This window comes from Dietzia sp. 179-F 9C3 NHS, from assembly GCF_045369825.1.
GTDB lineage: Bacteria > Actinomycetota > Actinomycetes > Mycobacteriales > Mycobacteriaceae > Dietzia.
The window spans coordinates 78,163-99,440 of sequence record NZ_JBIQES010000005.1; the positions used below are offsets into that span (position 1 = coordinate 78,163).

General features: G+C 72.3%; 18 protein-coding genes and 2 pseudogenes. 17 read left to right on the forward strand and 3 right to left on the reverse strand.

Features of this window, described 5'->3' with window-relative positions:
* Window positions 1-66 precede the first annotated feature (66 nt).
* Window positions 67-1,041, forward strand: a complete 975-nt coding sequence (gene holA, locus ACH0BZ_RS07850) for a DNA polymerase III subunit delta (protein WP_406897543.1) — start codon at window positions 67-69, stop codon at window positions 1,039-1,041.
* A gap of 167 nt (window positions 1,042-1,208) precedes the next feature.
* On the opposite strand, the gene rpsT is transcribed toward holA, so the two are convergent.
* A complete protein-coding gene (gene rpsT, locus ACH0BZ_RS07855) occupies window positions 1,209-1,469 on the reverse strand; it encodes a 30S ribosomal protein S20 (RefSeq protein ID WP_406897544.1) in 261 nt (86 codons plus the stop codon).
* A gap of 150 nt (window positions 1,470-1,619) precedes the next feature.
* Window positions 1,620-2,171 carry a type II toxin-antitoxin system PemK/MazF family toxin gene (locus tag ACH0BZ_RS07860; protein WP_406897546.1) on the reverse strand — a complete coding sequence of 184 codons (552 nt, stop codon included), beginning with the start codon at window positions 2,169-2,171 and terminating at the stop codon, window positions 1,620-1,622.
* Window positions 2,172-2,206: 35 nt separating this feature from the next.
* On the opposite strand from ACH0BZ_RS07860, the gene ACH0BZ_RS07865 reads away from it, so the two are divergent.
* The 14 genes and pseudogenes from ACH0BZ_RS07865 to era all read left to right on the forward strand — a co-directional run bounded on the left by ACH0BZ_RS07865 (window position 2,207) and on the right by era (window position 18,659).
* Window positions 2,207-2,929, forward strand: a complete 723-nt coding sequence (locus tag ACH0BZ_RS07865) for a hypothetical protein (protein WP_406897548.1) — start codon at window positions 2,207-2,209, stop codon at window positions 2,927-2,929.
* A 10-nt stretch (window positions 2,930-2,939) separates the two neighbouring features.
* Window positions 2,940-4,853 carry a translation elongation factor 4 gene (lepA, locus tag ACH0BZ_RS07870; protein WP_406897724.1) on the forward strand — a complete coding sequence of 638 codons (1,914 nt, stop codon included), beginning with the start codon at window positions 2,940-2,942 and terminating at the stop codon, window positions 4,851-4,853.
* A gap of 19 nt (window positions 4,854-4,872) precedes the next feature.
* The gene (locus tag ACH0BZ_RS07875) at window positions 4,873-5,694 is read left to right on the forward strand and encodes a TSUP family transporter (protein ID WP_406897550.1); all 822 of its coding nucleotides are present in this window, start codon (window positions 4,873-4,875) and stop codon (window positions 5,692-5,694) included.
* 33 nt (window positions 5,695-5,727) lie between these two features.
* Window positions 5,728-7,833, forward strand: a complete 2,106-nt coding sequence (locus ACH0BZ_RS07880) for a M3 family metallopeptidase (RefSeq protein ID WP_406897552.1) — start codon at window positions 5,728-5,730, stop codon at window positions 7,831-7,833.
* Window positions 7,834-7,842: 9 nt separating this feature from the next.
* Entirely contained in the window at window positions 7,843-8,052 is a 210-nt protein-coding gene (locus ACH0BZ_RS07885; RefSeq protein WP_406897554.1) for a hypothetical protein, read from the forward strand.
* A gap of 384 nt (window positions 8,053-8,436) precedes the next feature.
* A pseudogene (locus ACH0BZ_RS07890) lies at window positions 8,437-9,825 on the forward strand (WS/DGAT/MGAT family O-acyltransferase); the annotation flags it as partial.
* A gap of 653 nt (window positions 9,826-10,478) precedes the next feature.
* On the forward strand, window positions 10,479-11,666 hold the full coding sequence (gene hemW, locus ACH0BZ_RS07895; protein ID WP_406897725.1) for a radical SAM family heme chaperone HemW: 1,188 nt from the start codon (window positions 10,479-10,481) through the stop codon (window positions 11,664-11,666).
* Window positions 11,667-11,717: 51 nt separating this feature from the next.
* Entirely contained in the window at window positions 11,718-12,758 is a 1,041-nt protein-coding gene (hrcA, locus tag ACH0BZ_RS07900; protein WP_406897555.1) for a heat-inducible transcriptional repressor HrcA, read from the forward strand.
* 51 nt (window positions 12,759-12,809) lie between these two features.
* A complete protein-coding gene (dnaJ, locus tag ACH0BZ_RS07905) occupies window positions 12,810-13,958 on the forward strand; it encodes a molecular chaperone DnaJ (RefSeq protein WP_406897557.1) in 1,149 nt (382 codons plus the stop codon).
* A 60-nt stretch (window positions 13,959-14,018) separates the two neighbouring features.
* Window positions 14,019-14,816: a 16S rRNA (uracil(1498)-N(3))-methyltransferase gene (locus tag ACH0BZ_RS07910; protein WP_406897558.1), complete on the forward strand. Its 798-nt coding sequence runs from the start codon at window positions 14,019-14,021 to the stop codon at window positions 14,814-14,816.
* 71 nt (window positions 14,817-14,887) lie between these two features.
* Window positions 14,888-15,847, forward strand: a pseudogene (locus ACH0BZ_RS07915) (PhoH family protein); the annotation flags it as partial.
* Between the two features lie 104 nt (window positions 15,848-15,951).
* A complete protein-coding gene (ybeY, locus tag ACH0BZ_RS07920; protein WP_406897560.1) occupies window positions 15,952-16,434 on the forward strand; it encodes an rRNA maturation RNase YbeY in 483 nt (160 codons plus the stop codon).
* 3 nt (window positions 16,435-16,437) lie between these two features.
* Entirely contained in the window at window positions 16,438-17,754 is a 1,317-nt protein-coding gene (locus ACH0BZ_RS07925) for a hemolysin family protein (protein WP_406897561.1), read from the forward strand.
* A complete protein-coding gene (gene era, locus ACH0BZ_RS07930) occupies window positions 17,751-18,659 on the forward strand; it encodes a GTPase Era (protein ID WP_406897562.1) in 909 nt (302 codons plus the stop codon). Before ACH0BZ_RS07925 ends, era begins: the two co-directional genes overlap by 4 nt.
* Before the next feature lie 10 nt (window positions 18,660-18,669).
* On the opposite strand, the gene ACH0BZ_RS07935 is transcribed toward era, so the two are convergent.
* Entirely contained in the window at window positions 18,670-19,572 is a 903-nt protein-coding gene (locus ACH0BZ_RS07935; RefSeq protein ID WP_406897563.1) for an alpha/beta hydrolase fold domain-containing protein, read from the reverse strand.
* Between the two features lie 110 nt (window positions 19,573-19,682).
* Here ACH0BZ_RS07935 and recO point away from each other — a divergent pair, with 110 nt between their 5' ends.
* Window positions 19,683-20,477: a DNA repair protein RecO gene (gene recO / locus ACH0BZ_RS07940; RefSeq protein ID WP_406897565.1), complete on the forward strand. Its 795-nt coding sequence runs from the start codon at window positions 19,683-19,685 to the stop codon at window positions 20,475-20,477.
* Complete coding sequence (locus tag ACH0BZ_RS07945) at window positions 20,461-21,276, forward strand: isoprenyl transferase (protein ID WP_406897726.1); 816 nt, start codon at window positions 20,461-20,463, stop codon at window positions 21,274-21,276. Before recO ends, ACH0BZ_RS07945 begins: the two co-directional genes overlap by 17 nt.
* Window positions 21,277-21,278: the final 2 nt, after the last annotated feature.

Here is a 21,278-nt window from a genome sequence, read left to right on the forward strand (position 1 = left end):
GCCGGTCGGCGTCGGGGGTGCGTGGCACGATGGCGGACGGAAAGACCACACGGGAGGAGCGGCGTGATGGCATCAGGGGCGGGACCGTCGGCACTGCACCTCGTCCTGGGCGACGACGAGTTCCTCACCGAACGCGCCACCTCCCGCGTGGTGGCAGAGGTCCGGGCCTCGGCCCCGGCGGGCGAGGAGCCGGCCGTGGTCTCCCGGCTCGGCGGGCCCGAGGTCACCGCCTCCCAGCTGTTCGAACTGCTCTCGCCGTCGCTGTTCGGGGAGGCGCGGATCGTCGTGGTCACCGGCGCGGCGGAGTTGGGCAAGGACGCCCAGGCGGCGGTCCTCGACGCCGCCCGGGACCTGCCGGAGGAGACCGTGCTCGTGGTCCAACACACGGGTGGCGGCCGCGCCAAGGCGCTCGTGCCGGATCTGCGCAAGGCCGGGGCGCAGGAGCACCCCGCCGCCCGGATCACCCGGCACACCGAGGTGGTGGGCTTCGTCCGCGGCGAGTTCCGCGGGCTCGACGTGCGGGTGGCCCCCGAGGCGTGCGAGGCGCTGGTCGAGGCGGTGGGCACGGACCTGCGCCAACTCGCTTCGGCGTGCGGCCAGCTCGTCGCGGACACCGGGGGGAAGGTCGACGTCGAGGCGGTCCGCCGCTACCACTCGGGCGTCGTGGGGATGAGCGGGTTCACCGTGGCCGAGCGGGCGGTGACCGGCGACGTGGCGGGTGCGATCGAGGCCCTCGAATGGGCCATGCACACCGGGGTGCCCCATGTGGTGCTCGCCGACGCACTGGCCGACGCGGTCAACTCGATCGTCCTCGTGGGCACCCAACGAGGCGTGGCGCCCGCTGAGCTGGCGCGGCAGGGGCTGCCGCCGTGGAAGGTCAAGAAGGTCTCGGCGCAGACCCGGTACTGGTCCATCGACACCCTGGGCCGTGCGCTGCAGGTGGTCGCCCGCCTCAACGGCGAGGTCAAGGGGCAGGCCGAGGACACCTCGTACGCCCTCGCGCGTGCGGTGCAAGAGGTGGGCGCGCTCGCCGCGGTGTGAGCCCGGCCCACTGGTCGCGGCCCCGCCCAGAGGTCATGGCACCCGCCTCGGACACGACGAGGGCCCGCCCGGCACACGGGGTGCGGGGCGGGCCCTCGGAGCCTCGGCGCGGCGTGGGCCGCCGCGGGGCTGCGTGCGGGGAGCCCTGACGGAGGGCGCCGGGTGCGTCAGAGCGCGTTGACGGCCTTGGCGAGCGCCGACTTCTTGTTGGCGGCCTGGTTGCGGTGGATGACGCCCTTGCTCACGGCCTTGTCGAGCTGGCGCGAGGTGGCCACGAGAAGGGCACCGGCCTTCTCCTTGTCTCCCGACTCGGCGGCCTCGCGGAGGCTACGGATGGCGGTGCGCAGGGAAGACTTGGTCGCCTGGTTGCGCTGGCGGTTGCGCTCGTTCTGCTTGTTCCGCTTGATCTGGGACTTGATGTTGGCCACTCGTCAACCTCTGGTCTGTGGTGACGGTCCCCGTCCGGGATCCCGCCTGATGGATGTCGTGTCTCTCGTCCGCCCGGACTCCGCGGGTGGACACCGACGCACAAGCCTACCAGCGGCCCGGATGCCGGCCAAAACGCCGGATCGACGAGGTCAGCGCCAGCCGAAGTCGGACCGCAGCCGGTCGGCGACCCGGTCGAAGCTCTCGCGCGGGCAGATCGCCCCCTCGCGGCGGATCCCGTCCTCCGGGACCTCGAGGACGCGGTCCAGTCGCACCCAGCTCGGGCGGCCCTCGGGGTCCCACGGCCCGCTGCCGAGTCCCAGCCAGTCGTCGTCCTGTGCTCGGCGGTTGTTGGACGAGAGCATGAGACCCAGCAGGTTGTGGGGGTCGCGGCCCACGACGAGTACGGGCCGGTCCTTGCCTCGGCCGTCGGCCTCCTCGAACTCGACCCAGGTCCACACGATCTCGCCCGGGTCCGCCTGGCCGTCGAGGTCGGGCGCGTAGACGATCTGGCGCGCCCGGCTGGAGGTGGGGGTGGTGCCGGTCGTCGCGGGCCGCCCGGCCGGGGTCGGCGCGCGACCGGCCAGCGCGGCGGCGTCGTCGCGCCCGTCCATCCGGCGGCGGACCTCGCGGGCCACCGTCGGGCCGTACTGGCGGCCGAGTCGGACTGCGGTGCGGCCCACGCGGGCCCAGTTGATCGCCATGTCCACCAGCGTAACGGCGTCTAGGGTCAACGCCCATGGACGTACTGCTGGCGGTGCTGTGGGCGGACGACGACGCGGGGGCCCCGCCCGACGCGGACGCGTTGCGTGCGAACGTGTCCCGGGCACTGGCGGGACCGCTCGCGGAGCTCGGGGTGACCGAGGTCGTCGTCAACGTCCGCGACCGGCTCGTCGAGGGGGCCCTCATCGACGTCCGGGTCACCCCCCGCCCGTTCGCCGCCGCCGTCCGGGTCCGTGTCCCCGTGGCCTCGGCGACCGCGTGTGCGGGGATCCTGGACGCGCTGGCCGGCCTGGGGCCGGTCTCGGCGTGGTCGGTGACCGCCTCCGAGCCGCTCCCGCCGCCCGCGCCAGGCCCCGACGGACGGTGCGACGGCATGGCCAATCTCGCCCTCCTCCGGCGGCCCGAGTGGATCGGGCGCGCGGAGTGGCTACGGCGGTGGCTCGAGGACCACACCCCGGTGGCGGTCGCCACGCAGTCGACCAGCGCCTACACGCAGCACGTGGTGGTCCGCGCGCTCACCGACGACGCCCCGGCGATCGAGGGCGTGGTCGAGGAGGTCTTCCCGCTCGGGGCGGTGCGGGATCTGGGCGTGTTCTTCGACGCGGCCGGGGACGACACACGGCTGGCGGCCAATGTCGCGGCGATGACGGCCTCGACCGGACGATTCCTCGACGACGGCGCCGTGGACGCGATCCCCACCGGCCGGTACGTGATGCGGGTTCCCGGCCCGGACGTGTGACAATGGGGCCATCGTCCGGGCGCACCTCTCGCCCCGCCACGCCCGGTACCGCCATGTAGGAGTGATCGAGATTCCCAACTTCGCCGAGACGACGTTCACCGATCCCGCCCGGATCAGGAACTTCTGCATCATCGCGCACATCGACCACGGCAAGTCCACCCTGGCCGACCGCATGCTGCAGCTCACCGGCGTGGTCGAGGAACGGCTCATGCGCGCGCAGTACCTCGACAGCATGGACATCGAGCGCGAGCGCGGCATCACGATCAAGGCGCAGAACGTCCGGCTGCCCTGGGTGCCCCGGTCGGGCGCGCAACAGGGCGAGGAGATCGTCCTTCACATGATCGACACCCCCGGGCACGTCGATTTCACCTACGAGGTCTCGCGCGCACTCGAGGCGTGTGAGGGCGCGATCCTGCTCGTGGACGCCGCACAGGGGATCGAGGCGCAGACGCTGGCCAACCTCTACCTGGCGATGGACAAGGACCTGGAGATCATCCCGGTCCTCAACAAGATCGACCTGCCGGCCGCCGACCCGGACCGCTTCGCCGCCGAGATCGGCCAGATCATCGGCTGCGAGCCCGAGGAGGTCCTCCGGGTCTCCGGGAAGACCGGCGAGGGCGTCGCGGAACTGCTGGACCGCGTGTGCGAGGCCGTGCCCGCTCCGGTCGGCGACGTCGACGCCCCGGCGCGCGCCCTGATCTTCGACTCGGTCTACGACACCTACCGCGGCGTCGTGACCTACGTCCGCGTGGTCGACGGCGAGCTCAAGCCCCGCGAGAAAATTCAGATGATGTCCACCGGCGCGACCCACGAGCTGCTGGAGATCGGCGTCATCTCACCCGAGCCCAAGGCCGCCAAGGGGCTCGGCGTGGGCGAGGTGGGCTACCTCATCACCGGAGTCAAGGACGTCCGCCAGTCCAAAGTCGGCGACACCGTGACCTCGGCGCGTCACGGCGCCCCCGAGCCGCTCGCAGGCTACGAGGAGCCCAACCCCATGGTCTTCTCGGGGCTCTACCCGATCGACGGGTCTGACTACCCGGTCCTGCGCGACGCGCTCGACAAACTGCAGCTCAACGACGCCGCGCTCAACTACGAGCCCGAGACCTCGGTCGCGCTGGGCTTCGGCTTCCGCTGCGGCTTCCTGGGGCTGCTCCATATGGAGATCACCCGCGAGCGCCTACAGCGAGAGTTCAACCTCGACCTCATCTCCACCGCGCCCAACGTCGTCTATCGGGTGGTCTCGGAGGACGGCACCGAGCACCAGGTGACCAACCCCTCCTACTGGCCCGAAGGCAAGCAGCGCGAGGTGTACGAGCCGATCGTCAAGACCACGATCATCGTGCCCAGCGAGTTCGTCGGCACCACGATGGAGCTGTGCCAGTCCAAGCGCGGCGAGATGAAGGGCATGGACTACCTGTCCGAGACCCGCGTCGAGCTCCGCTACGTCATGCCCCTCGGCGAGATCATCTTCGACTTCTTCGACTCCCTCAAGTCCCGGACCAAGGGGTATGCGTCACTGGACTACGAGGACGCCGGCGAGCAGCTCGCGGACCTGGTCAAGGTGGACATCCTGCTGCAGGGTGAGGCGGTCGACGCGTTCAGCGCGATCGTGCACCGCGACCACGCCCAGGGGTACGGCAACAAGATGACAGTCAAGCTCAAGGAACTCATCCCGCGCCAGCAGTTCGAGGTACCCGTTCAGGCGGCGATCGGCTCCAAGATCATCGCCCGTGAGAACATTCGCGCGATCCGCAAGGACGTGCTCTCCAAGTGCTACGGCGGCGACATCAGCCGTAAGCGCAAGCTGCTCGAGAAGCAGAAGGAGGGCAAGAAGCGCATGAAGTCCATCGGGCGGGTGGACGTGCCACAGGAGGCGTTCGTGGCCGCGCTCTCGGCGGACACGAGCGCCGACAAGAAGAAGTAGCGAACGGACCCCACGGCCCGTGATCCCAGTGGCGTTCCAGGCGCTGACCTCGACCGCGTCCGGGGTCACCGTGGGGGTGCTACTCGCCCTGTCGCTCGCGGCGTTCGTCGCCGGCTGGGTGGACTCGGTCGTCGGTGGGGGCGGACTCATCCAGTTGCCCGCACTGGTGATCGGGCTGCCCGCCGAGACCTCGACACCTGTAGTGTTGGGAACCAACAAACTCTCATCGATCGCCGGTACGCTCGTCGCAGCGGCCACCTATCTGCGCCGCATCCGCGTGCCGGTGGAGGTGGTCCTTCCCCTCGTCGCGGCCGCGTTCGCGGGATCGGCGGCCGGGTCTTCCGCGGCCCGTTTCGTCCCCAAGGAGGTGCTCACGCCGATCGTGCTCGCGGCCGTGGTGCTCGTCGGTGCCTACACATGGTTCCGTCCGACCATGGGGCGCACGCATGAGTCACGGCATTCCGGTTGGGCGCTCACCTGGCGCTCGGGGTCCATCGGCGGCGCGGTGGGCTTCTATGACGGAATCCTCGGCCCGGGTACCGGGTCGTTCTTCGTGATCGCGATCGTGGTGGTGTTGGGTTTCGGCTTTCTCGAGGGAACCCTGGTCGCCAAACTCGCCAACCTCACCACCAATCTCGCGTCGTTGCTGGTCTTCGGTTTCCACGGCGAGGTCCTGTGGATCCTCGGCGGCGTTATGGCCGCGGCCAACCTGGCCGGGGGCCTTCTGGGGGCGAGGATGGCGCTCCGGCACGGGAACGACTTCATCCGCGCGGTGTTCCTGGTGGTCATCACCGTCCTGGCAGCCAAACTCGCGTGGGACACGGTTGCCCAGTGGGCGTGAGCGGCTCGATTCGGCCGACGTAGACTCGGCGCCATGACCGACCCGAGCGAAGACCCCCGACACCCCCTGCTCGACGAGTCCCCGCTCCCGTACGGTCTGCCGGACTTCGCGGCGATCAGGGACGAGGACCTCGAGCCCGCCATCCGGACGGCGATCGACGATCACGCGGCCGAGGTCGCCGCGATCGTCGCCGATCCGGCGCCACCCACCGCGGAGAACACCGACGTCGCACTGGAGCGGGCAGGGGTCGCGCTCGGCAGGGTGCTCTCGATCTTCTACGGACTGCTCGGCCCGGACGCCACCCCGGCCCGACTCGAGGTCGACCGCGTGGTCTCGCCGCTGCTCGCCGCGCACCACTCCGCGGTCATGTCCGACCCGGCCCTCTACGCCCGTGTGGACGCGGTCTTCCGCGCGCTCGAGGACGGGCTGCTCGACCTCGACGACGAGACGGCACGACTGGTGCGCCGCCACCACCGCGACCTGCTCCGGGCGGGGGCGGGGCTCGACGACGAGGAGCGCGGTCGACTCACCGCGATCGACACCCGGCTCGCCGAACTCACCACGGCTTTCGGGGAGAACCTGCTGGCCTCGACCACGGAGCTGGCCGTGCCGGTCACCGACGAGGCGGAGCTCGAAGGGCTGCCCGAGTCCCTGCGCGCCCCGCTCACCGTGGCCGCCACCGAGGCGGGCCGTGAAGGCTGGCTCATCCCGCTCGGTCTGCCCACGGTCCAGCCGATCTCCGCCTGGATAGCGCACGCGGGCCTGCGCCGCCGGGTCATGGAGGCTTCACTGCGGCGTGGCGCGACCCCCGGGCACGACAACACCCCGATCGTGCTCGAGATCGTCCGGCTCCGCGCCGAGCGGGCCGAGCTGCTCGGCCTGCGCTGCCACGCCGATCACGTGCTCGCCGTGGAGACCGCCGGGACACCCGAGGCTGCCCGCGGGCTGCTGCTCAACGTGGTCGACGCCGCCGTCACCAACGCCCGCAACGAGGCCAAGGACCTCCTCGGCGGCGAGGACCGCGAGCTCGACCCCGCCGACTGGGCCTACCTGTCCGAGCGGCTGCGCGCCGAGCGTTTCGACGTGGACGACGCGCGGGTGCGCCCGTTCTTCGAGCTCGAGCGCACCCTCCGGGACGGCGTCATGCACGCGGCGTCCGAGCTCTACGGCCTGCGCTTTGTCGACCGTCCGGACCTGCGCGGATACCTGCCGGACGTCCGCGTGATCGAGGTCTTCGACGAGCAGCGCACCGAGCGGGACGCGGGGTTGGGTCTGCTCCTTCTGGACTACTATGCCCGGCCCACCAAGCGGGGCGGGGCGTGGATGTCCTCGTTCCGCGACCAGTCCCGGCTCCTCGACGAGCGGCCCGTCGTCGTCAACGTCATGAACCTCGCCCGCCCCGCCGACGGCGAACCCACCCTGCTCACGATGGACGAGGTCACCACCCTGTTCCATGAGTTCGGCCACGCCCTCCACGGCCTACTGTCGGACGTGGAGTACCCGGTGTTCTCCGGGACATCGGTACCGCGGGACTTTGTGGAGTTCCCCTCCCAGATCAACGAGATGTGGGCGCGGCGCCCGGACATGCTCGCCCGGTACGCGCGGCACGTGGCCACCGGGGAGGTGATCGACGACGACCTCGTCGCGCGGATGCGCCAGGCCGAGCGCTTCGGCGAGGGCCAGGCCACCGTCGAATACCTCGGGGCGGCGCTGCTCGACCTGGCGTGGCACTCGCTCACCCGGGAAGAGGCCGAGGAGGTCACCGACGTCGACGCCTTCGAGGCCCGGGTCCTGGCGGACGCGGGGCTGGACGTGCCGGGCATCCATCCGCGGTACCGGTCGCGCTACTTTCAGCACGTCTTTGCCGGCGGCTACTCGGCGGCCTACTACTCGTACTTCTGGGCGGAGGTGCTCGACGCCGACGCCGCCGAGTGGTTCGACGAGCGCGGCGGCCTGCAGCGTTCCTCGGGGGAGGTGATGCGGCGCGAGGTGCTCTCGCGCGGTGGAGCCATCGACTTCCTCGACGCCTACCGCGCCCTGCGCGGCTCCGATCCGAGCCCCCGCGCGCTCCTGCGCCGTCGCGGGCTCGACAGCGCGGTGGTGGGCGGCGGCGCGGCCGTCACCGGCGGACGGTCGTAGGATCGGCTCGTGACCGCCTTCCTCGGGTTCTGGGACAGGGTCGAGCTCTGGCTCGTGACCCTGCCCTTCGCCCTGCAGGTCCTCATCATGGTGGTGATGGGACTTCCGGTCTTCCTGCTCGTCGCGACAGGTGTCGAGCGCGTGTCGGACCTGCTCGTTCGCGGCATGCGGGGCCTCGTGGCCCCGCGGACCGCCGGTGACGGGAAGGAGGTCCGGTGATGCCTCGATCGCGTGTGACGGTGGCGCTGCTGTCGTTGATCGCCCTCGTCGTGATCGCGTGGGTCGTCCTTGAACTCGTGTGACTCGTGTCCACGTTGACATCGCCGCCGTGATGGACCACCCTGATCGGTGCCGTCCGGTGCTGGATGAGTCACCTGATGGAGCGGGGTCTCCGGGCCGGAGATCCGTCGGACAGCCATGCGATCCGCGTGGTGGTCGTGGAAGCCGGCAGCGTGGGGGCGTGTGTCGGGGGACGCGGCTGGTTCGTCGCCGGCTCGGACCCCGGTTTACTTTTTTTCGGAGCCCGCGGGTTCCGGACGTGCGCGCGAGCGTGGGTCCGGCGGATCGTGCACCTCGTGCGCGGGAGCGTCGTAAACTCCCCGTATGCAGCGCTTGAGCGGACTTGACGCCAGCTTTCTCTACTTCGAGACCAGGGCCCAGCTTCTCCACGTGTGCGGTCTGATGGTCCTGGACCCGTCCACCATCGAGGGCGGGTACTCGTTCGACACCATCCGGGCGGAGCTGAACCGCCGCGTGAAGGGCATGCCGGGGTTCCGGCGCAAGCTCCACGATTCGATGCTCAACGTGGACCACCCGGTCTGGGTCGAGGCCGAGGACTTCGACATCGACCACCACCTGCACCGGGTCGGCATCCCCGAGCCGGGGACGGACAGGGAGCTGGCGGAACTCGCCGCCCACCTCGCGGGCACGCCCATGGACCGGTCCATGCCGTTGTGGGAGATGTACGTGATCGAGGGCCTGCCGAACGACCGGATAGCGATCTTCGCCAAGATGCACCACTCGACCGTCGACGGCGTGACCGGCGCCAACATGATGTCGCAGCTGTGTACCCTCACCCCCGACGACCCGACCCTCGACGAGGAGCTGGTCAACGAGACCGCCGGCGGCTCGGGCGCGCTGGAACTCGCCGTGGGTGGTGCGCTCTCGCGTTTGGCCACGCCCTGGCGCCTGGTTTCCCTGCTGCCCGGCACGCTCGGGGTGCTGCCGGCGTGGATCAGCCGCGCCCGCAAGGGGCTGGCGATGCCGGCGCCGTTCACCGCGCCGCGCACGCCGTTCAACCGCACCATCACCGGCCACCGGACGATCTCGTTCGCGAGCCTCGAGCTGGACCAGATCAAGCGGGTCAAGAACGCCTTCGGCACGACCGTCAACGACGTGGTGCTGGCGGTGTGCTCGACAGCCCTGCGCAGCTACCTGGACCAGCTGGGCGAGCTGCCCGCCAAGCCGCTCATCGCGATGGTGCCGATGTCCGTCCACGCCGCCGAGTCCCGGCCGGGGACCAACCGCGTCTCCGGCATGTTCATGTCCCTGTCGACGGATATCGAGGACCCGGTAGAGCGGCTCGAGGCGATCCGCGACGCGAACATCGTGGCCAAGGACCACACCAACGCGCTCGACGCCAACCTCCTCACGGACTGGGCGCAGTTCGCGGCGCCGTCGGTGTTCGGGTCGGCGGTGCGGATGTACTCGCGGCTGCGCCTGTCCGAGCGGCACCCGGTGGTCCACAACCTCGTCATCTCCAACGTGCCCGGGCCCAACATCCCGCTGTACTTCCTCGGCGCCAAGATCGACAAGATGCTCCCGCTGGGGCCGGTGTTCCACGGCGCCGGACTCAACTGCACCGTGATGTCGCTCGACGGACTGCTCCACGTGGGCTTCATCGCCTGCAAGCACCTCGTGCCGGACCCGTGGCCACTTGCCGACGCGGTGGAGGGCGCCCTCGCCGAGTTCGTCGCGGCGGCCGAGGCCCGAGAGGCCGAGGGCACCGTCGTGGACCGACCCACGTCGGCGGCCGAGCTCGCCTCCCGCAAGCGGGCCGCGCGCAAGAGTGAGCGCGCGAAGTCCGGCCGTAAGGCTCCCGCCAAGAAGGCTCCCGCCAAGAAGGCTCCCGCCAAGAAGGCTCCCGCCAAGAAGGCTCCCGCCAGGAAGGCGGCGACCACCGCCGAGACGACCGGCGCCGGAACCGACGCGGCGCCCGCGAAGAAGGCTCCCGCCAAGAAGACGCCGGCCAAGAAGGCGACCGACACCAAGACCGCGAAGAAGACGCCGGCGAAGAAGACGGCGAAGAGGACCCCTACGAAGAAGGCCGCCGCGAAGAAGGCCACGGGATCGAAGCCGACCGCGTCCCCGCCGACGGCGACGAAGGCGGCCCCGCCGGCATCGGAGAAGTCGTCCACCTCGGCCTCGAGCTCGGCGGCCACCGCCGCGGCCGGGCCCTCCGGGGCCAAGCCCACCGGCGCCAAGCCGACGGGTACCAAGCCCGTGGGTTCGCAGCCCGCCCCGCCCACGCAGCCGGCGGGCCCGGCTGACAGGTCGCGGGACGCGGGGTCCACCTCGCCGTCGGGTCCCGCCTCGGACGCGCCCTCCGGCTCGGCGTGACGCGGGAGGCCACCGACCCGGTCGAGCTGGCGACGACCCCACCCCGGCGCGATCCGCGCACACCGTTCGGGGTCTACCTGCACGTGCCGTTCTGCGCAACGCGCTGCGGGTACTGCGACTTCAACACCTACACCGCCGGCGAGCTCGGCTCGGCCACCTCGCCCGCGGACTGGGAGCGCGCGGCGGCGCTGGAGATCGACCGCGCGGCCGCCGCGCTCGCGGACGGGGGGTCGCCGCCGCAGGTGGACACGGTCTTCGTGGGCGGCGGCACGCCGTCGCTCGTCGGCGCGGACGTCCTGGTGGGGCTGCTCGACCGCATTCACTCGTCCTTCGGGCTGGCGCCCGAAGCGGAGGTCACCACCGAGAGCAACCCCGAGTCCACCTCGCCGGCGTTCTTCGAGCGCCTCCGCGAGGGCGGGTACACCCGCATCTCGCTCGGCATGCAGTCCACGGCCCCGCACGTCCTGCGTGTCCTGGAGCGGGTGCACACCCCCGGGCGGCCGCAGGAGGCGGTCGGTGAGGCGCTGCGGGCGGGGTTCGAGCACGTCAACCTCGACGTCATCTACGGCACGCCGGGGGAGGGTGACGACGACCTCGCGCGCACCCTCGACGCGGTGGTCGACGCCGGCGTGGACCACGTCTCCGCGTACTCGCTCATCGTGGAGGACGGCACGGCCCTGGCCCGCAGGATCCGCCGCGGCGAGCTGCCGGGGACCGTCGACGACGTGCTGGCCGACCGCTACGAGCAGGTGGTCGAGCGGCTCTCGCGTGCCGGCTTCCACTGGTACGAGGTGTCCAATTTCGCCACCGACGCCTCCGGGTACTGTCGCCACAACCTCGGCTACTGGCGCGGCGGCAACTGGTGGGGGATCGGCCCCGGCGCGCACTCGCACGTGGCAGGGGCGCGCTGGTGGAATGTCAAGCACCCGGCCCGCTACGCCGCCGCGTGCGACGCCGGAGAGCTGCCCGTCGCGGGTGGGGAGATCCTCGACGCCGACGACCGGCACCTCGAGCGGATCATGGTGGGCCTGCGGCTCGCCGAGGGGCTGCCGGACGAGGCGTTCACCGTCGACGAACGGCGGCGGGCCGACGCGCAGGTCGCGTCCGGGCTGCTCGCCCGCCGCCCGGCCGGGCACCCCGGCGGCCCCGGGTACGCGCTCACGGAGCGGGGACGGCTGCTGGCGGACGGGGTCGTCCGCGACGTGCTCGTCTGAGCCGCTGGCCTAGAATCGGGCAGGACCGGCGCCAAGAGGGGAGGACCGCAGATGTCGAGCACGGCTGACCGCAGGACCGACGTCCTGCGCGCGATCGTCTCGGACTACATCGCCTCCCACGAGCCCGTGGGCTCCAAGTCCCTCGTCGAGCGGCACGCCCTGGGCGTGTCCAGCGCCACCATCCGCAACGACATGGCCGTCCTCGAGGCCGAGGGCTACATCGTCCAGCCGCACACCAGCTCCGGCCGCATCCCCACGGAGAAGGGCTACCGGCACTTCGTCGACTCGATCGAGCAGATCACCCCGCTGTCGACAGCGCAGCGTCGCGCGATCCGGGCGTTCCTCGAGGGCGCCGTGGACCTGGACGACGTGTTGCGCCGCGCGGTCCGCCTACTCGCCCAGCTCACCCAGCAGGTGGCCGTGGTCCAGTACCCGGTCCTCGGGCGCTCCACCGTGCGCCACCTCGAGGTGGTGAGCCTGGCGCCGGCTCGCCTACTACTCGTGCTCATCACGGACACCGGCCGCGTGGACCAGCGGATCGTGGAGCTGGATGAGCCGCTGGCCGAGGACCACCTGCACGAGCTGCGGGCCCTGCTCTCGGAGACGGTGGCCGACAAGCGGCTGCCCGACGCCTCCGTGGCGCTCACCTCCGCGCTCGAGCGGGCCCGTCCGGAGTACCGGACCGCCGCCGAGCAGTGCGTGACCGTGCTCCTGGAGACCCTCGTCGAGCACCCGGACGACCGGATCGTGCTGGGCGGCACCGCCAACCTCACCCGCAGCGCCGCCGACTTCGACGGCTCCCTACGCACCGTCCTCGAGGCGCTCGAAGAGCAGGTCGTGATCCTGCGCCTGCTGTCTGCCGCCCAGGCCGTCGGCACCGGTGGACCGGGCGGGGTCACCGTCCAGATCGGCGAGGAGACCCAGGCCGCGGAGATGCGGGGCGCGTCGGTCGTGTCCTCGGTGTACGGTCCCGCGGGCCACATGCTCGGCGGGATGGGGGTGCTCGGGCCCACACGCATGGACTACCCGGGAACAATCGCCTCGGTCGCCGCTGTTGCCCACTACGTGGGCGAGATCCTCGCCGGGCGCTGACCGCGCCCGCACCCAGCCCAGCACGACCTATCAGCAGACGAAAGGCCATCAGTGTCACGCGACTACTACGGGACCCTCGGGGTCGATCGGGGAGCCTCGGAGTCGGAGATCAAGCGGGCCTACCGCAAGCTCGCCCGGGAACTGCACCCCGACGTCAACCCGTCGGACGAGGCGCGTGAGCGGTTCTCGGAGATCACCGCGATCTACGAGGTGCTCACCGACCCGGAGAAGCGCCGGATCGTGGACATGGGCGGCGACCCGCTCGACTCCTCGCCGGGAGGTGGCGGCTTCGGGGGCGGCGGCTTCGGCGGCGGCCTCGGCGACGTCTTCGAGGCATTTTTCGGCGGCGGGGCCGGTGGGGGCTCGCGCGGGCCGCGCAGCCGCGTCCAGCCCGGCTCGGACGCCCTCATCCGCGTGACGCTGGACCTGTCCGAGTGCGCGACCGGTGTGACCAAGGAGATCCAGGTCGACACGGCCGTGCTGTGCGAGACCTGCCACGGCAAGGGGTCGGCGAGCGACAAGCCCCCGGCCCGCTGTTCGATGTGCCAGGGGCAGGGCGAGATCCAGTCCGTCCAGCGGTCGCTGCTCGGCAACATCATGACCAGCCGACCGTGCCCCACCTGTGCGGGCACCGGCGAGATCATCACCGATCCGTGCGGCAGCTGCAGCGGCCAGGGGCGCGTGCGCAAGCGCCGGACCGTCTCGGCCAAGATTCCCGCGGGCGTCGGCGGCGGCATGCGCATCCGGCTCGCCGGGCAGGGCGAGGTCGGCCCGGGCGGCGGTCCCGCCGGTGACCTGTACATCGAGGTCACCGAGCGCCGGCACCCGGTGTTCGTGCGCGACGGCGACGCCCTGCACTGCACTGTCCGCGTCCCCGTGGTGGACGCCATGCTCGGCGGCAGCGTCGAGCTGGAGTCGGTGGTCGGCGAGCCCCTGGAGATCGAGATCCCGGCCGGCACCCAGCCCGGCCACACGGTGACGATGCCCGGCCACGGCATGCCGCGGGTCCGCGGCGGCGGCACCGGCGACCTCACGGTCCACATGGAGGTCGTGGTCCCCGAGAAGCTCGACCGCAAGCGGCGCGAGCTCGTCGAGCAGCTCCGCCGGCTCGACGGCGACACCGCCGAGGTCGTCGACGAGACCACCGCCCGCCGCGGCGGCCTGTTCTCCCGCCTCCGCGACGCCGTCGCCGGGCACTGAGCAGCCTGGGCGAGGTGCGATGAAGACGACCGGCGGCTGCGACGGGTCGGGGGCGGCCTCGTGACCCCGCCGCTGTTCCGCGCGGACGCGCTGCCCGGGCAGGACGGGACCGTGGTGCTCGACGGCGCCGAGGGCCGGCACGCCGGGTCGGCGCTGCGGGTGCGGCCGGGCGAGACGATCCGGGTGGGCGACGGCCGCGGCGCGGTGGCCGACTGCGAGGTGACCGACGTGGCCTCCGGCCGGGTCGAGGCCCGGGTCGTCACGCTCGACCGCGTACCCCGGCCCGCACCCACGGTCACCGTGGTGCAGGCGCTGCCCAAGTCGGAGCGGTCAGAGCTCGCGGTGGAGCTGGCCACCGAGGCCGGCGCGGACCGGATCGTGCCGTGGCAGGCCGCCCGCTGCGTGAGCCGCTGGTCCGGGCCCAAGCTCGACAAGGGCCGGGCCAAGTGGGTCAACGCGGCCCGCGCGGCGGCCAAGCAGTCGCGGCGCGCGTGGGAGCCGGAGATCGCCGAGCCCGTCGACGCCGCCGGGCTGATCGCGCTCGTGACGGGAGAGGTCGCGGATGGCTCCGCAGTCCTGGTCCTGCACGAGGAGGGCGCGGTCCCGCTGGCCCGCGCGGTGACCGGCCGGGCGCCGCTGGACAGGGTCGTCCTCGTCGTCGGGCCCGAGGGCGGGGTCTCCGGGGAGGAGCTCCGGGACCTCACCACCGCCGGGGCCGTCGCCGTGGTCCTCGGCCCCGAGGTCCTGCGGACCTCCACCGCCGCCGCGGTCGCGTTGGGCGCGCTCGGCGTTCTCACCTCGAGGTGGTCGGACCCGGGGACTACACTCGACCCATCGGACCCGTCCACCAGGAAGTGATCGTCGTAGCCTCTCCGCAGAACCCCGACCAGCAGGCCCGTACCGCGGTCCAACTCGACCCCGACCTCGCCATGGCCGTGCTCGGCGCGGCGGACGCCAACCTCCGCGCGCTCGAGGAGCTGCTCGACGCGGACCTCCACGTGCGCGGCGGCACCATGACCATCTCCGGCGAGCCGGACGCCGTGGACACCGCATCCCGGGTGGTCGCGGACCTGCTGCGCCAGGCGCGGCGCGGCGTGAGGATCACCCCGGCCTCGGTGCGCCGCTCGGTGGAGATCCTCGCCGAAGAGGGCCCGCTCACGCCCGAAGAGGTGCTGGGCACCGACGTGTTGAGCCGCCGCGGCGGCATGATCCGGCCCAAGACTGTGGGGCAGAAGCGCTACGTCGACGCGATCGATGACCACACGGTGGTGTTCGGCCTCGGCCCCGCCGGCACCGGCAAGACCTACCTCGCCATGGCCAAGGCGGTGGCCGCGCTGCGAGCCAAGGAGGTCAGCCGGCTCATCCTCACGCGGCCCGCGGTCGAGGCGGGGGAGCGGCTCGGATACCTGCCGGGCACCCTGCACGAGAAGATCGACCCGTACCTGCGGCCGCTGTACGACTCGCTGCACGACATGATGGACCCCGAGACCATCCCCAAGCTCATGGCGGCCGGAGTGATCGAGGTGGCGCCGCTGGCCTACATGCGCGGGCGCACCCTCAACGACGCGTTCATCATCCTCGACGAGGCGCAGAACACCACGCCCGAGCAGATGAAGATGTTCCTCACCCGCCTGGGCTTCGGCTCCAAGATCGTGGTGACCGGCGACATCACGCAGATCGACCTGCCGGGCGGCCAGCGCTCGGGCCTCAAGGTGGTGCGCGACATCCTCACCGGGGTCGACGGCATCCACTTCTCCGAGCTCACCTCGCGCGACGTCGTGAGGCATGAGCTCGTGGCCCGGATCGTGGACGCCTACGCGACCTACGAGCAGCGCCGCGAGCGGGGCGAGGACCCCGCCGGGGCCAACCGCGCCGAGCGCCGCGCCACGATCCGCCGCCGCCCGCAGTCCGCGGAGGGCCGGGCGCAGCGCGAACGCCGCGCCGCCGAGCTGCGGTCCGGGGGACACGACGAGAACAGGGAGCACCGCCACCGATGAGCATCGAGGTCGCCAACGAGTCGGGTGTGGAGGTCGACGAGGCCGAGCTCGTCGACGTCGCCGCCTTCGTGCTGTCCCGCATGGACGTGCACCCCGCCGCCGAGCTGTCGATCACCCTGGTGGACAAGGACACCATGGCCGACCTGCACGTGACGTGGATGAACCTGCCCGGCCCCACCGACGTCATGAGCTTCCCCATGGACGAGCTCGCGCCCGGCGGCCGGCCCGACCTGCCGGACCCGGGGCCGGCCATGCTCGGCGACATCGTGCTGTGCCCGGCGTTCGCCGCCGACCAGGCCGCGAGCTCGGGGCACCCGCTCGCCCACGAGCTGGCCCTGCTCACCGTGCACGGCTGCCTGCACCTGCTCGGCTACGACCACGCCGAGCCGGCGGAGGAGCGCGAGATGTTCGGCCTGCAGAACGAGCTGCTGGGCGAGTGGTACGACCGTCGCGACGACGCGCCGGACGGGGACGCCTGAGCCGTGGACGGCACCCTCGGCATGGCCATCTCGGCGATCCTGCTCGTCCCCACCGCCGGGCTCTTCGCCGCCCTCGACGCGGCCCTGAGCACGGTGTCGGTGGCGCGGGTGGAGGAGATGGCCAAGGAGTCGCGCTACGGCGCCACCCGGCTGTCCCGGATGCTGAACAACCGGCCCCGCTACATCAACGTGGCGGTGCTGCTGCACTCGCTGTGCCTGGTGGCGGCGGCGGTGCTGTTCACCGAGGTGTTCATCGAACTCCTCGACTCCACGGCGTGGGGCATCGCCGCGGCCGTGGGCGTGACGACCGTCGCCGCGTACGTCGTGGCCGGCGTCGGGCCGCGGACGCTGGGTCGCCAGCACGCGTACACCCTCGCGCTCGGCTCGTCGATGCCGGTCTCCGTGCTCGGCGTGCTGCTCGGGCCGGTGGCCGGCTTGCTGGTCGGGGTGGGCAACGCCGTCACCCCGGGCGGCGGCTTCCGCAACGGGCCCTTCGCCTCGGAGATCGAGCTGCTCGAGATCGTGGGCATGGCCCGCGACCGCGGCGTGGTGGCCGACGACGAGTCCCGCATGATCCAGTCCGTCTTCGAGCTCGGCGACACCACCGCGCGGGAGGTCATGACCCCGCGGCCCGAGATGGTGTGGATCGAGTCGGACAAGACCGTCGGGCAGGCCGCGCGCCTCGCCGTCAAGTCCGGCTATTCGCGCATCCCGGTGGTGGGCGAGGACGCCGACGACGTGGTGGGCGTGGTCTACCTTCGCGACCTCGTGGCCCGCCTGGAGGACCCGGACGGCCGGGCGGCGCCGATCGCCGACGTCATGCGCGAGGCGGTCTTCGTCCCGGACTCCAAGGCCGTGGATGGGCTGCTCGCCGAGATGCAGCGCGACCGCAACCACCTCGCGATCCTCGTCGACGAATACGGCGGGATCGCCGGGCTCGTGTCGATCGAGGACATCCTCGAGGAGATCGTCGGCGAGATCGTCGACGAGTACGACACCACCGAGGTTCCGCCCCACGAGGAGCTCGGCGACGGCCGCTACCGGCTGTCCGCCCGGCTCGGGATCGACGAGGTGGCCGAGCTGTTCGGGATCGAGTTCCCGGACGAGGTGGCCGAGGAGGTCGAGACCGTCGGCGGACTGCTCGCGCTCGAGCTGGGCCGCGTCCCGCTACCGGGCGCGCACGTGGTGTCGTCCGGCCTGGACCTGCGGGCCGAGGGCGGGCACGACCGCCGCGGCCGGGTGAAGGTGGTCACGGTGGTGGCCCAGCGCACCGGTGACGACGACGAGGGCGACCGCCGCGACGAGGAGAGCGACCGATGACCACGCCCGAGGGCTTCCGCAGCGGGTTCGTCAGCTTCGTGGGCCGGCCCAACACGGGCAAGTCCACCCTGACCAACGCGCTGGTCGGCGAGAAGATCGCCATCACCTCCGCCAAGCCGCAGACCACCCGCCACGCGATCCGGGGACTCGTCCACCGGCCGGACGCGCAGATCATCCTCTTGGACACTCCCGGGCTGCATCGTCCCCGCACCCTGCTCGGCGAGCGTCTCAACGCGCTCGTCGAGGACACGTACTCCGACGTCGACCTCATCGGCCTGTGCATCCCCGCCGGGGAGCGGATCGGGCCCGGCGACCGCTGGATCCTCGAGCAGGTCCGCAAGCTCTGCCCCGACACCCCGATCCTGGGCGTGGTGACCAAGATCGACACGGTCTCGCGGGCCAGGGTCGCCGAGCAGCTCCTCGCGGTATCGCGGCTCCTCGGGCCGGACTCGGAGGTCGTGCCGGTGTCGGCCACGGCGGGCGAGCAGGTGGACGTGGTGGCCGACGTGATCGCCTCCCTTCTACCGGAGGGCCCGCGGTTCTACCCCGAGGATGTGGTCACGGAGGAGTCCGACGAGACCCGCATGGCCGAGCTCATCCGGGAGGCCGCGCTCGAGGGCGTGCGGGACGAGCTGCCGCACTCGATCGCGGTGACGATCGAGGAGGTGCTCCCGCACGAGGGGCGCGACGACATGGTGGACGTCCACGCCACCGTCTACGTGGAGCGGCAGAGCCAGAAGGCGATCGTCCTGGGCAAGGGCGGCTCCCGCATGCGCGAGGTGGGCACCCGCGCCCGCGCCGGCATCCAGGAACTGCTCGGCACCAAGGTGTACCTGGACCTGCACGTCAAGGTGCTCAAGGAGTGGCAGCGCGACCCCAAGATGCTGGGGCGGCTCGGCTTCTAGCCGTCCGGTCCTAGCCGGTCAGGGCTGCCCGGAGGACCCTCACGATGTGCTCTTGCGCCCGCCGCCCCTCCCGCGAGGGATGCAGCGGGTGCACGTGCAGCTGCCCGGGCTCCTCCCGGTAGTCCACCTCCACGCCGGCGGCCCGGGCCGCCGCCACCAGCAGCCGGGTGTCCGGCATGCAGATGTCGCGGGTGCCGCCGGTGATCGTCAGCGGGCCCAGGCCCGTGAAGTCGCCGTGCAGCGGGCTCACGCGCGGGTCGTCGAGCGGCAGGTCGGCGCGCCAGGCGGCGATGAAGACGTGGGTTCCGGGCCGCTCGAGCCACGGGTCGCTCGGCTGCACCAGGTCGATCTGGGGGTTGTCCAGCGCGAGGTCGACCGCGGGGGAGAGCAGGACCGTGGCGTCCAGGGGCGCGGCCCCGCGGTCGCGTAGCGTCAGGGCCGCCGACAGCGCGATCTGGCCGCCGGCGCTGTCTCCGCCCACCGCCACCCGGCCGTGCTCCGCCCGGGCCTCCTCCACGAGGGCGGCCACGGTCTCGACCACCTCCGCCGCGGTGCCGCGGGGGACCAGCGGGTAGATCGGGACCTCGACCCGGGTGCCGGCCTCGGCGGCGATCCGCGCGCAGAGCTGCCAGTGCTGGCGTGCGATCTCCCGGGCCCACGCGCCGCCGTGTACGTAGACCAGCGTGCCGCGGGCCGGAATGTCCCGCGGGGTGAGTGTGTACACCGGCCAGGTGCCGCGGTCGGTTCGCTCGAGGCGCACGTCGCGGCGCAGGCGTGTCGGCGGGCCGTAGGACTCGGGGCGCAGCGGGGCCTCGTCGAGGTGGCGGCGGGCCCGCGCCGCGTCGGCGAGGAGGCGCTGCCGGCCGGTGGCGCGGATGTAGAGCGGTACCAGGCGGGACACGAGACTCGGCATGCGCCGGGACTCTACCTGCCGGGCCGGGCCGCGTGGCCGCTTCTCGCGGGGGCTGCCGGGGTGGGAGACTGGACGCCGACATCCGCACGGACGACGGGGAGGAGGCCGCGATGCACCCGTTCACGGACACCGGGCTCGTCGTGCGCACCCACGACCTCGGTGAGGCCGACCGGATCGTCACCCTGCTCACCGAGCGCCACGGCCTCGTCCGCGCGGTGGCCAGGGCCGTCCGCCGCACCCGCTCCCGGATGGGGGCCAGCCTCGAGCCGTTCGCGGTGGTCGAGGCCCAGATCGCGCCCGGCCGCGGGAACAGCGGCCTGGCCACGATCCGCCAGGCCGCCAGCCGCGAGTCGCTCGCCCGGCCGCTCGTGGCCGACTACCCCGCGTACACCTCCGGGTGCGTGGTGCTCGAGACCGCCGAACGGCTCGCCGGCGAGGAGGGCGCCCCCACGCCGCGGCTGCTCGGCCTCGCCGTCGGGGCCCTGCGTTCCCTCGCCGAGCGGCGCCGCCCACCGGGGCTCGTCGCCGACGCCTTCCTCCTGCGGGCCATGGCCGCCTCCGGCTGGGAGCCGGTGCTGGACTGCTGCGTGCGCTGCGGCGTGGTGGGCCCGCACCGGGCGTTCCACGTTCCCTCCGGCGGCACCGTGTGCGTGCACTGCCGCCCGCAGGGCTGCGCCACGCTCTCGCCGGGCGTCGCCGAACACCTGTCCGCGTTGCTCGCCGGGGAATGGGACGCCGTCGCCGTCTCCTCGCCCGCCGTGGCCCGCCAGGCCTCCGGCATCGCCGCCGCTCACCTGCAGTGGCACCTCGAGCGCGACCTGCGCAGCCTGCCCCACGTGGACCGGGGCGACCACGCCGCCCACAGAACGGAGACCCCGGGTGCCCGGACTGCCCAGATTTCGTAAGCGTGCCTCCGCCCGGCAGGGCGTGACCCCGGAGACCGCGCGGACCCCCACCCCCCACCCGTCCGGTGCGCGGCCCCCGGCGATCCCCGCCGAGTTCGTGCCGCGCCACGTCGCGCTGGTGATGGACGGCAACGGCCGCTGGGCCCAGGAGCGCGGACTGCCGCGGACCGAGGGGCACAAGCGCGGCGAGGCCGTGCTCATGGACGTGGTCCAGGGCTGCATCGAGCTTGGCGTGCCGTACCTCTCGGCGTACGCGTTCTCCACGGAGAACTGGAAGCGCAGCCCCGAGGAGGTGCGTTTCCTCATGGGGTTCAACCGTGACGTACTGCGGCGTCGCCGCGACGAGATGCACGAGCTCGGCGTGCGGGTCCGGTGGGCGGGCCGCCGGCCGCGGCTGTGGAAGTCGGTGATAGACGAGCTCGAGGAGGCTGAGGAGCTCACCCGCGACAACACGGTGATGACCCTGGCCATGTGCGTCAACTACGGCGGCCGCGCCGAGATCGTTGACGCCGCCCGCGAATTCGCCCGCCGCGTGGCTGCCGGCGAGGTGTCGCCGGACCACCTGACCGAGGACACCTTCGCCCGCTACCTCGACGAACCGGACATGCCGGACGTGGACCTGTTCCTGCGCCCCTCCGGCGAGCTGCGCACCTCCAACTTCCTGCTGTGGCAGAGCGCGTACGCCGAGTTCGTCTTCCAGGACACCCTGTTCCCGGACTTCGACCGCCGCGACCTGTGGGCGGCGTGCCTGGAATACGCGGAGCGCGACCGGCGCTTCGGCGGCGTCAAGCCTGCCTGAGC